The sequence below is a fragment of the Hydrogenophaga sp. genome (assembly GCF_051007235.1).
Lineage (GTDB): Bacteria > Pseudomonadota > Gammaproteobacteria > Burkholderiales > Burkholderiaceae_C > Hydrogenophaga.
Map to the genome: position 1 here is coordinate 1 of NZ_JBPCSJ010000284.1, position 11,546 is coordinate 11,546.

11 protein-coding genes are annotated in these 11,546 nt (G+C 65.6%); 6 read left to right on the top strand and 5 right to left on the bottom strand.

Annotated elements, in window-relative coordinates; all coding sequences use genetic code 11:
* The first annotated feature begins 79 nt into the window (after positions 1–79).
* Both ACR2JA_RS10055 and ACR2JA_RS10060 read left to right on the top strand, forming a co-directional pair.
* Positions 80–463, top strand: coding sequence for a response regulator transcription factor (locus ACR2JA_RS10055; protein ID WP_434008948.1), 384 nt, complete (start codon positions 80–82; stop codon positions 461–463).
* Positions 464–474: 11 nt separating this feature from the next.
* Entirely contained in the window at positions 475–3,108 is a 2,634-nt protein-coding gene (locus ACR2JA_RS10060) for a PAS domain S-box protein (RefSeq protein ID WP_434008949.1), read from the top strand.
* Between the two features lie 17 nt (positions 3,109–3,125).
* Here the strand turns inward: ACR2JA_RS10060 and hemW are convergent, their stop codons facing one another.
* From hemW to ACR2JA_RS10085, 5 genes are all read right to left on the bottom strand, one after another.
* Positions 3,126–4,346, bottom strand: a complete 1,221-nt coding sequence (hemW, locus tag ACR2JA_RS10065) for a radical SAM family heme chaperone HemW (RefSeq protein ID WP_434008950.1) — start codon at positions 4,344–4,346, stop codon at positions 3,126–3,128.
* Positions 4,343–4,951: an RdgB/HAM1 family non-canonical purine NTP pyrophosphatase gene (gene rdgB / locus ACR2JA_RS10070; protein WP_434008951.1), complete on the bottom strand. Its 609-nt coding sequence runs from the start codon at positions 4,949–4,951 to the stop codon at positions 4,343–4,345. Before rdgB ends, hemW begins: the two co-directional genes overlap by 4 nt.
* Before the next feature lie 85 nt (positions 4,952–5,036).
* Positions 5,037–5,765 (bottom strand): ribonuclease PH, encoded by a 729-nt coding sequence (rph, locus tag ACR2JA_RS10075; RefSeq protein ID WP_434008952.1) that lies wholly within the window; start codon positions 5,763–5,765, stop codon positions 5,037–5,039.
* Between the two features lie 120 nt (positions 5,766–5,885).
* On the bottom strand, positions 5,886–6,785 hold the full coding sequence (locus ACR2JA_RS10080; RefSeq protein WP_434008953.1) for a PP2C family protein-serine/threonine phosphatase: 900 nt from the start codon (positions 6,783–6,785) through the stop codon (positions 5,886–5,888).
* Positions 6,782–7,789, bottom strand: coding sequence for a serine/threonine protein kinase (locus ACR2JA_RS10085; RefSeq protein WP_434008954.1), 1,008 nt, complete (start codon positions 7,787–7,789; stop codon positions 6,782–6,784). Before ACR2JA_RS10085 ends, ACR2JA_RS10080 begins: the two co-directional genes overlap by 4 nt.
* Positions 7,790–7,851: 62 nt before the next feature.
* Between ACR2JA_RS10085 and ACR2JA_RS10090 the strand changes: the two genes are divergently transcribed.
* From ACR2JA_RS10090 to ACR2JA_RS10105, 4 genes are all read left to right on the top strand, one after another.
* Entirely contained in the window at positions 7,852–8,757 is a 906-nt protein-coding gene (locus ACR2JA_RS10090; protein WP_434008955.1) for a YicC/YloC family endoribonuclease, read from the top strand.
* Positions 8,758–8,761: 4 nt separating this feature from the next.
* Positions 8,762–9,382 carry a guanylate kinase gene (gmk, locus tag ACR2JA_RS10095; protein ID WP_434008956.1) on the top strand — a complete coding sequence of 207 codons (621 nt, stop codon included), beginning with the start codon at positions 8,762–8,764 and terminating at the stop codon, positions 9,380–9,382.
* An 18-nt stretch (positions 9,383–9,400) separates the two neighbouring features.
* Positions 9,401–9,604 (top strand): DNA-directed RNA polymerase subunit omega, encoded by a 204-nt coding sequence (gene rpoZ, locus ACR2JA_RS10100; RefSeq protein ID WP_086119124.1) that lies wholly within the window; start codon positions 9,401–9,403, stop codon positions 9,602–9,604.
* Between the two features lie 115 nt (positions 9,605–9,719).
* The coding region (locus tag ACR2JA_RS10105) for a RelA/SpoT family protein (RefSeq protein ID WP_434008957.1) at positions 9,720–11,546 on the top strand (1,827 nt) is incomplete at its 3' end.

Consider the following 11,546-nt stretch of genomic DNA (forward strand, 5'->3'; position numbering starts at 1 on the left):
ACCTGGACATGCTTCAGGCCCAGATCTACGCCGAAGTCCTCTCCAAACTGATGGCCAGAACCCGACAACGGAGCACCCCATGACCGCACGCATCCTCATCGTTGACGACCAGCCCGACATCCGCAAGCTCATCCGCCTGACGCTGCAGCACCTGGACGACGTGGAGATCCAGGAAGCCGACAACGGCGGCGATGGCTGGCGCATGGCGCAGGACTTCAAACCCGATCTGATGCTGCTGGACGTGATGATGCCGGGCGAACTCGACGGCTACCAGGTCTGCGCCAAGGTCAAAAGCGACCCGCTGCTCAAGGGCCAGACCAAGGTGATCCTGCTGACGGCGCGCGCCCAGAAAGAAGACGAGGAGCAAGGCCGCAAGGCCGGCGCCGACGCGTACCTGACCAAGGCGTTCAGCCCGCTCAAGCTGCTCGACCTGATGGACAACATGCTCGGTCGCACGGCCTGAACGCCCACCCCTTGCGCCAACCTCCAGTGGACGCGCTCCCACGAAACTTCTGGCAGTGGCTGGCGATGCGCTCGCTGCGCACCCAGCTGCTGCTGACCGCCGCCGGGCTGAGCCTGGTCGGCTTGCTGATCGTGGTGCCCCTGTCGCTGTCACGGCAGCTGCAGCAAACCGCACAGGAGAGCCACGAATGGGCGTCGGCACTGGCGATCCTGGCGGCCCACGCCAGCAGCCAGCCGCTGCAAGAGCGCGACTTCGCCTCGTTGGACGGCGCGCTGCAAGAGGTGGTGGCGTTGCCGGGCGTGCAGGCCATCGAGGTGTTTGCCCCCGGTGGCATGCCCGTGCTGCAGCTGCACCGCACAGCACCCGATCGCGTGGTGTCGGTCCGCCCCCGGCACACAGGCCCGCAAACGCCGCCTCCGCAGAGCCTGCTGGTCGACGGGGAGCACATCACGGCGTTTGCCAGCCTGCTGGCGGCCAACCGGAGCACCGACGGTCGCCCGGTCGAGCTCGCGCAGTTCGCACGGGAGGGCTGGGTCCGGGTGGACTTCAGTTCGGCGGCGCGCATCGCCACCGCCCGCCACAACTGGCTGATCACATCGGCACTGTCGCTGCTGCTGGTGCTGCTGGCCCTGGGTGCGTTCGCCCTGTTCCTGCGGCGCACGGTGCGGCCGATCCGCGCCCTGTCCCAACACGCCAACGCTCTGGCCGACGCCCCGGGCTCCACCCTGATGCTGCGCTGGGGCAGCCAGGAGGTCCGTGAGCTGGGCCGCGCCATCAACCGGTCATCGCAGGAACTGGCGCAACGCATGGCCGAGACGCAGCAGAAGCTCTCGCGCCTGCAGGCCATCCTGCAGACCGCGGCCGACGCCATCATCGGCGTCGATGAGGAGGGCCGCGTCGTCAGCGCCAATCCGGCGGCCGAGCGCATGTTCGGCCTCGACCTGCAGGCGCTCATCGGCCGCTGGCTGAGCGACCTGCTGCCCGGCATGGACGCGGCGCAACTGCGCCAGACCATGGTCGACGGCATGTTGATCCACAGCACCCAGAGCCGGGTGGGCCGGGTGGAAATGGACGCCAACCGCCACGGCGACACCCGTTTCCCGGTGGAGGTGCTGATGGGCGAGATCGTGGACGACGCCGACCTGCGCTACACCTGCATCGTGCGAGACCTGACCGACATGAAGCTGGCCGAGGAGTACCTCACGCTCTACGGCCGTGTGCTCGACTGCATCCCCAACGGCATATCGGTGAGCAACGCGCGGCGCTACCCGCAGCCCATCGTGCACGTCAACCCGGCCTTCACCCGCATCACCGGCTACGCCGCGCACGAGGTGCTGGGGCGCGATGCCAGCCTGCTGGAAGGCGAACAGACCGACGCCGAGGACCTGGCGCTGCTGGCCCGGACGGTGCAGAACGGCGGCGAGATCAAACTCACCTTGCAGAACTACCGCAAAGACGGCGGGGTGTTCCACAACAAACTGTCGGTCTCGCCGGTGCTCGACGCGAGCGGACAGATTTCGCACTACATCAACGTCATCGAGGACGTTTCCTCGCAGGTGGAGGTCAAGGAGCGGCTGATCGAGCGCACGGCGCGGCTGAACGCGACCTTCGACCTCAGCCCCGACGGGTTCACCGTGTTCGACGCCAGGGGCGAGCTCATCACCAGCAACCCGTCGCTGCGCCAGATGGTCGGCCCGCTGCCGGCGTGGATGCCCATGGCCAAGTTCGACGAGTGGATGCGCGGGCTGTGCGAAGACCCCGAGCAGTACATGCCGATCGCCCAGGCACCGAGCGACAGCGTCAAGCACACGCTGGTGCTGGCGCGGCCGGCGCGCCGCGTGCTGGAGCGGGACATCCGCCGCCAGGTCAACGGCAGCCGGGAGACCTTCGTCTACTTCCGCGACATCACCCACCAGTTCGAGGTGGACCGCATGAAGAGCGAGTTCCTGGCCACCGCGGCACACGAGCTGCGCACACCGCTGGCCAGCATCCTGGGCTTCACCGAACTCATGCTGCACCGCAAGTACAGCGAGGAAAAGCGCAACGATCTGCTGCAGACCGTGCACCGCCAGGGCTTGTTGCTGCAAAACCTGATCCAGGAGCTGCTGGACCTCTCACGCATCGAGGCCCGTCAGGGCAAGGACTTCCACATCGTGCCCACGGCGCTGGCCGACATCGTGCGGTCGTCCGTCAACGGCATCACCCACAAGGAACTGGGGCGCCAGGTGACCATGGACACGTTGGCCCCGCTGCAGGTGAAGGCCGACGCGACCAAGATCGAGCAGGCCCTGACCAACCTGCTGAGCAACGCCTTCAAGTACTCACCCAACGGTGGCGAGGTGCGCCTGACGGTGCAACAGGCCGAACGCGATGGCGCGCCCTTTGCGGTCGTGAGCGTGCACGACCACGGCATGGGCATGACCCCGGCCCAGCTGGCACGGGCTTTCGAGCGTTTCTACCGCGCCGACGCCTCCGGCAACATCCCCGGAACCGGGCTGGGGCTGAACCTCGTGAAAGAGATCGCCGAGATCCACGGCGGCACGGTGGAACTGAGCAGCGAGCCGGGCGTGGGCACGGTGGCCTGCCTGTGGCTACCGCTGGCGGACCTGACCGAGCCGGCCGCCACCGCAGACACCACCGCCTGAAGAGCGGAAGCGGCGGATCAGTCGGCCAGGAACAGCGACTGCAGGTCGCTGAGGAAGTCAAAACCGCGCTCGGTCGGCCGCAACCAGGCGCCGTCCTGCGACAGCCATGCCTTCTGCAGTGCTTCGCGCAAAGCGGTGTCGATGGACGACAGCGGCAACCCGGTGCGGGCACTGAAATCGGTCAGGCTGAAGCCCTCGCGCAGGCGCAGCGCGTTGAGCATGTACTCAAACGGCAGGTCGCGCCGCGCCACCTCTTCCACGTTCACCACCGCGTCGCCGGCCAGCGCCTTGTCCATGTACAGCCGCGGTTCGCGCGCGCGCACCTGGCGCACCACGCGGTGCGCAAAGCTCAGCTTGCTGTGCGCGCCGGCGCCGATGCCCAGGTAGTCGCCGAACTGCCAGTAGTTCTGGTTGTGGCGGCTGCGGTGGCCGCGCCGCGCGTAGGCCGACACCTCGTAGCGCTCCAGCCCGGCCCTACCGGTCAGCTCGGTGATGCGGTCGAGCATCGCGTAGGCGTCGTCGTCCTCGGGCACCACCGGAGGGAACTTGGCGAACACCGTGTTGGGTTCGATGGTCAGGTGGTAGATCGAGATGTGCGGCGGGTTGAAGCCCAGCGCGGTGCGGATGTCGGTCTCGCACTGCGCCAGCGTCTGCCCGGGCAGCGCGTACATGATGTCCAGGTTGAAGGTGTCAAAGGCCTGCGCCGCCTCCTCCACCGCGGCCAGGGCCTGGGCGCTGTCGTGCACACGGCCCAGGGCCTTGAGGTGCGCGTCGTGGAAGCTCTGCACGCCGATGGACAGGCGCGTCACGCCGGCCTGACGGAAGGCCCGGAACCGGTCCTTCTCGAAGGTGCCCGGATTGGCCTCCAATGTGATCTCGGCGTCCGCATCCAGCTTGACCAGCGCGCGGACATCGCCCAGCAGCCGGTCGATAGCCTCAGGCGAGAACAGGCTGGGCGTGCCGCCACCGATGAACACGGTGTGCACCTGGCGGCCCCAGATCAAGGGCAGCGCGGCCTGCAGGTCGGCGCGCAGAGCGTCCAGGTAAGCCTGCTCCGGCAGCGGCTGGCCCGGCGCCGAGGTCGCGCTCCACTCGTGCGAGTTGAAGTCGCAGTAGGGGCACTTCTTCAGACACCAGGGCAGGTGGATGTAAAGCGACAGCGGGGGCAGGCCCTGCAGCTGCAGGGTGCCCGGGCGCATCCAGTGGCGGATGTCGCTCCAGTGCGGGGTTTCGCTCATGGTTTGGCGAACCAGCGCTCGCGCATCAGCGTCAGCATCTGCTGAGCGGCCTTACCGCGGTGGCTGTTCGCGTTCTTCACCTCGGCCGGCAGCTGCGCGAAGGTTTTGCCAAACGGCAGCAGCAGCAGCACCGGGTCGAAGCCGAAGCCCTGGTCGCCGATGCGCTCCTGCGTGATCAGACCCGCCGCGCGGCCCGTGGCCACCAGCGGCTCCGGGTCGTCGGCGCTGCGCAGCGCCACCAGCGTGCTCACCAGCGCCGCGCGGCGGTCGGTGATGCCCTGCATCTGTTCCAGCAGCGCGCGCACATTGTTGTCGTCGCCCTTCTCGTAGCCGAATTGCGTGGCGTAGAACGCCGTGTCCACGCCCGGCAGGCCGCCAAAGGCCTCGACACACAGGCCGGCGTCGTCGGCCAGCGCCGGCAGGCCGCTGACCTGCGACGCGTGCCGCGCCTTGGCCAGCGCGTTCTCGATGAAGGTGCGGTGCGGCTCGGGTGCTTCGGGAATGCCCAGGTCGGCCTGGCGCACCAGTTCCACGCCCAGGGGCGCGAACAGCGCCTGCAGCTCGCCCAGCTTGCCCTTGTTGTTGGAGGCGAGGACCAGCTTCATGTACGGTCGCAGCGCCGGGCCGCCCCAAGCAAGACCGAACCCCCTCGGGGGGCAGCGAGCACACGTAGTGACAAGCGTGGGGGCTTCATGACCCAAGCGATTGCTTCTGAGCCACGATCAGCTCGCCGATACCTTTCTCGGCCAACGCCAGCAGCGCGTCCATTTCCTTGCGTGTGAAGGCCACGCCTTCTGCCGTGCCCTGCACCTCCACGTAGTGGCCGGCGCCGGTCATCACCACGTTCATGTCGGTGTCACAGGTCGAGTCTTCGACATACTCCAGGTCCAGCAAGGGCTGGCTGTCCAGGATGCCGACCGAAATCGCGGCCACATGGTCCTTGATCGGCGATGCGCTCAGCTTGCCTTCGGCAATCAGCTTGTTGACCGCATCCTGGGCCGCGACGAAGGCGCCCGTGATGCTGGCGGTGCGCGTGCCACCGTCGGCCTGCAGCACGTCACAGTCCAGCGAAATCGTTCGCTCGCCCAGGGCCTTGAGGTCGAACACCGCGCGCAGCGAACGGCCGATCAGGCGCTGGATTTCCTGCGTGCGACCGCTCTGTTTGCCCTTGGCGGCCTCGCGGCTGCTGCGGGTGTGGGTGGCGCGCGGCAGCATGCCGTACTCGGCCGTCACCCAGCCTTCGCCGCTGCCCTTTTTGTGCGGCGGCACCTTCTCTTCCACCGACGCGGTGCACAGCACCTTGGTGTGGCCGAACTCGATCAGCACCGAGCCTTCGGCGTGCATGGTGTAAGCGCGGGTGATGCGCACCGGGCGCAGGGCATCGTGGGCCCGCTGGCCGGGACGTGAGGAAAGGGTCATATTGGGTTCTCTCAGAGGGAAAAGGCACGCCGCTTCGAGGTCCAGCACACACTTGGAGCCGGCTGTGCCGGGCCAAGAGTGTGGTCCCCCTGGGGGAAAACGCGAAGCGACGCAGGAGGGTTACGCGTTCTTTTCGGCCGTGCGGCGGATCGCTTCGTTGATCTCGGCGATGGAGCGTTCGATCGCCTCGTCGTCCATGTCCTCAATCGTGGGATCGGCCACACCCGACTGGATGGTGGAGGCAAAAACGCCGTCCTCGATGTCTTCGGTGGACACGCGCGTGGTCTGGAATTCGTCGGGTGTTTCCCATTCCATGGCCAGCACGGTCACGTTGTCGCAGCGCGGTCCTCCGCGCTTGAGCGCCATTTCCACCAGCTCGGGCACGGCCTGCTCCAGCGGACGCTTGGACAGCTCGTCGGTGATCTCGAAATCCTTGACCGTGCCCCACAGACCATCGGAACACAGCAGCACCCGGTCGCCTTGCTGGAGTTGCACCGGTCCGGACAGGTCGAACACCGGCTTGGCTGGTGAGCCCAGGCAGGTGAACAGGATGTTGCGGTTGATGTGCTGCGTGTTGCGGCCCAGGTGCGCCTGCTGTTCCATGTAGGAATGGTCGCGTGTGCGCGTGAGCAGTTCGCCGTTGCGCACGATGTACAAGCGCGAATCACCGCAGTGCACCCAGTGGACGTTGTTGCGTTCCATCACCGCCGCCACCAGCGTGGTGCGGGGGGTGTCCAGCATGCCTTTTTCGGCTGCGTACCGGATGATCTGGTGGTGCGCAGCCATCAGCGCGCTGGACAGAAACTCCGGCACCTCGCGCACCGTGGGGTTGGCGGCTTTCTGGAAGTAGGCCGAAAACGTCTGCAGCGCCAGTTGCGCGGCCATGGCGCCTTCGGGATGACCGCCCATGCCGTCGGCCAGCACAAACAGGCCTGACTCGCGCGTGTAGGCGTAACCCATCCGGTCTTCGTTGCGCTCCCGACCGCCCTGCCGGCTGATCTGGTAGACCGAAAACTTCATTTGAACTTGGTCCCGGCAACGGTCGACTTGCGCGGCGACTTCTTGTTGTCGGACACGATGTTGTCGAACTGCAGGCGCATTTTTTCGGCCACGGTCAGCTTGGTGTAGCTGCGCTCGGTCTCGCGGCTGAGTTCTTTTTGCAGTGCGAACACCGATTGCGGACGCGAGAGTGGATCGAGCGACATGCACCATTCGACCACCTCAATGAGGTTGTCGGAGTACACGCCGCGCAGGCGGGACAAGGCCAGCGACAGACGGTCCTTTTCCAGGCGCTGCGGCGCATCGTTGGGCGGATAGCCTTGCATGCTGGCGTAGATGCAGGCGCCGATGGCGTAGATGTCGGTCCACGGCCCCATGCTGGAATCGCGGCGGTACATTTCGGGCGCGGCGAAGCCGGGCGTGTACATCGGGCGGATGAAATTGCCTTCCTTGCTCAGCACCTCGCGCGCGGCGCCAAAGTCGATCAGCACCGCCCGGTTGTCGTCGGTCACGAACACGTTGGCCGGCTTGATGTCCAGGTGCAGCATCTTGTGCTGGTGCACGATGCGCAGGCCGCGCAGGATCTCGTCGAACAGCGAGCGGATGGTGGACTCGCGGAACACCTTCTGCTTTTTCAGCTCGCGAGCGGTGATGATGAATTCCTGCAGGGACGCGCCCTCCAGGTAGTTCATGACCATGTAGACGGTTTCGTTCTCGCGAAAGAAGTTGAGCACGCTCACCACCGAGGCATGCGAAATCTGGGCCAGCGCACGACCTTCTTCAAAGAAGCTCTTGAGGCCCAGCCGGTACAGCGACAGCTTTTCGGGCTGCACCTGTGGCAGCAGTTCGCCAGGCGCGCGGGTGGCCAGGGACGAGGGCAGGTATTCCTTGACCGCCACCTGCTGACCTTCGGTGTCCACCGCCAGGTACACCACCCCGAACCCCCCCGCGGCCAGCTTCCTGACGATGCGGTAGCCGCCGATCACGGTGTCTGGCGGCAGTGGAGCGGGTTTGACCTTTGACATAATTCGAATGGCTTCCGGAACGCCTCGTTTTGGACCACTCAACCAGATGGGTCACCAGTCCGATGGCAGTTTACAGCATGACCGGCTACGCCACAGCCCAAAGTGGCAGCCCTTCCCCAGGCAGTTCCGAAGCGGCGCAACCCGCTCTGGGCCTGGAGATCCGCTCGGTCAACAGCCGATTTCTCGACCTCGCGTTCAAGCTGCAGGACGACCTGCGTGGCACCGAGCCCGCCCTGCGCGAACTGCTGGGCACCCGCCTCAAACGCGGCAAGGTGGAGGTGCGCGCCTGGATCGAAGGCCGTGGTGACGGCGGCCTGCGCACCCCCAGCACCGCCGACCTTCAAAAGCTGGTGGGCTTGCAGGACAACATCCAGGCCTGGTGCCCCAAGGCCGCGCCGTTGAGCGTGGCCGAGGTGTTGCACCTGACCGCGCGGCAGCAGAGCCTGCCCGGCGGCCTGCACGAACAGCTGATCGCCCTGGCCCAGACCGCTCTGGAGGGTTTGGTGGACGCCCGCCAGCGCGAAGGCAAGCGCCTGGCCACGATGCTGCTGGACAGGTTGCAGCAACTGCGTCAGCTGGCGGCCGATGCGCAACCGCTGATACCCCAGTTGGTGGCACAGCAGCGCCAACGCTTCCTGGACCGCTGGAGTGAAGCCCTGGGCGCTGGCGGCGCCACCGTGAGCCCCGAAGCCGCCAACGACCGGGCCCTGACCGAGGCCACCGCCTTCGCCATCCGCATCGACGTGGCCGAAGAACTCACGCGACTGGACTCTCACCTGACCGAGATCGAACGCCTGCTGAAAAAAGGCGGCGAGACCGGCAAGCGCCTGGACTTCTTGATCCAGGAGCTGCACCGCGAAGCCAACACGCTGGGTTCCAAGTCGTCCAGCCTGGAGCTCACGCGCATCTCGGTGGACATGAAAGTGCTGATCGAGCAGATGCGCGAGCAGGTCCAGAATTTGGAATGACCGTATGGAATACCCCGGAAACCTTTTTGTCGTTGCCGCCCCCAGCGGGGCGGGCAAGTCCAGCCTGGTCAAGGCCTTGATGGAGCTTGACCAGCGCGTGTCGCCTTCGGTCTCGCACACCACCCGCGCGCCGCGCGGCCAGGAGGTGCACGGCCGCGAATACTATTTCGTGAGCAAGGAAACCTTCGACCAGATGGTGGCGCAAGACGCCTTCCTGGAATGGGCGAACGTGCACGGCAACCGCTATGGCACGTCCAAAGCCGCCATCGAACAACGCATGGCCCAGGGCTCGGACGTGGTGCTGGAGATCGACTTCCAGGGTGCGATCCAGGTCAAGCGCATCTTTCCCAATGCGGTGCTGATCTTCATCCTGCCGCCGAGCTGGGAAGAACTGCGCTCGCGCCTGGAGCGCCGCAACGAGGACAGTGCCGACACCATCGAACTGCGCCTGAAGAACGCCGCCCAGGAGATGGAGCACGCCCGGGAATTCGATTTCGTTATAATTAATGAGTTATTCGAACGCGCCTTGTTTGACCTCAAGGCCATCGTTCATGCCCAGCGGCTCCGGTTTGCCGCCCAGCGCATCGCCCGCGCCGACACCTTCGGCGCCCTCCACATCCACTGATTCACCGAGAGCACTGCCATGGCCCGCATCACCGTCGAAGACTGCCTGGAAAAGATCCCCAACCGTTTCCAACTGGTGCTGGCCGCCACGTACCGTGCGCGTATGCTCAGCCAGGGCCACGCACCCAAGATCGAGAGCAAGAACAAGCCCGGCGTGACCGCCCTGCGCGAAATCGCCGAAGGCAAGGTTGGCCTGGAGATGCTCAAGAAGGTACCGGTCTGAGCTTCGAGCCCAGCGCCACCCGAAACAACACCGCTTCGGCGGTGTTTTTTTTCGCCTGCGCACCCGCCGTGTCTGCGCAGCGGCACTCGCGGTCGTCTCAAGCTAAAGTACGGGTATGAGCACCCTCGCGGAATCCGCAGCACGCCAAGCCAAGACCGCTGTGCCCGCCTTACCGGCGGCATCGGCCAGTGCGGCCGCGGCCAGTTTCGCCGCCCTGCTGAGCAAGCTGGACTACCTGCAGGCCAGCGACATCGAACAGATCCGCCAGGCTTACCGATTGGCCGACGAAGCGCACCTGGGCCAGATGCGCAAGAACGGGGACCCGTACATCACCCACCCGATCGCCGTGGCCGCGCAATGCGCCGAGTGGAAGCTCGACGCCCAGGCCCTCATGGCCGCGCTGATGCACGACGTGATCGAAGACTGCGGCATCACCAAACAGGACCTGGTCCAGCGCTTTGGCGCACCGGTGGCCGAGCTGGTGGATGGGCTGACCAAACTCGAAAAGCTGGAGTTCGACACCCGCGAGCAAAACCAGGCCGAGAGCTTTCGCAAGATGCTGCTGGCCATGGCCAAGGATGTGCGGGTTATCCTGATCAAGCTGGCCGACCGCACCCACAACATGCGCACCATGGGCGACATGCCCCGCAACAAGTGGCAGCGCATCAGCAGCGAAACACTAGAGATTTACGCGCCCATCGCCCACCGGCTGGGTCTGAACTTCACCTACCGTGAACTGCAGGACCTGTCGTTCCACTTCCTGCACCCGTGGCGCTACCAGGTGCTGTCCAAGGCCCTGAACAAGTCGCGCAGCCGCCGCAAAGACCTGATCTCGCGCGTGCAGCACGAGGTGGAGGCTGCGTTCGCCGGCCAGGGCATGGGGGTTCGCATCATGGGGCGTGAGAAGACGCTCTATTCTGTCTACCGCAAGATGGACAACAAGCACCTGTCGTTCTCTCAGGTGACCGACATCTACGGCTTTCGCATCATCGTGCCCGAGCTGACCGATTGCTACACCGGCATGGGTGTGCTGCACCAGCTGTACAAGCCGGTCCCTGGCAAGTTCCGTGACTACGTGGCCATTCCCAAGGTCAACGGCTACCAGTCGCTGCACACCACACTGATCGGCCCGTTCGGCACCAACATCGAGTTCCAGTTGCGCACCCATGCCATGGACGTGGTGGCCGAGTCGGGTGTGGCAGCCCACTGGCTCTACAAGGCCAACGAACCCAACAGCGATACCTCGCAACGCCTGGGCACACAGTGGCTGCAGTCGCTGCTGGACATCCAGCAGGAAACGCACGACGCCAGCGAGTTCTGGGACCACATCAAGATCGACCTGTTTCCCGACGCGGTCTATGTGTTCACGCCCAAGAGCAAGATCCTGGCGTTGCCGCGCGGTGCCACGGTGATGGACTTCGCCTACGCCATCCACAGCGGCGTGGGCAACCGGGCGGTCGATGCGCGCATCAACGGCGAGCAGCGCCCCTTGCGCACCGAGCTGAACAACGGCGACATCGTGGAAATCATCACCGGCGACCACGCCGAGCCCAACCCCGCCTGGCTGACGTTCGTCAAGACCGGTCGGGCGCGGTCGAAGATCCGGCACCACCTCAAGACGCTGGCCCACGAGAAGTCCCACGAACTGGGCGAACGCATGCTCGTACAGGCGCTGCGCTCGGAGGGCATTCCCGCCCTGCCGGACGAAAGTGGTGAGTTCAAAGCCACCTGGGACAAGTTGCTGCGTTTCACCGGCAACAAATCGCGCAGCGAACTGCTGTCCGATATCGGCACCGGCAAACGCATCGCCAACATGGTGGGCAAAAAGCTGGCGGTGCTGCTGGCCGAGACCGGCCTGAAGCCCGACGCTCTGCTCATCAGCACGGAACGCTACGCCACAGGGCAAGACGACTCCGCGGGCCAGGGCGTGGTCAGCCTGGAC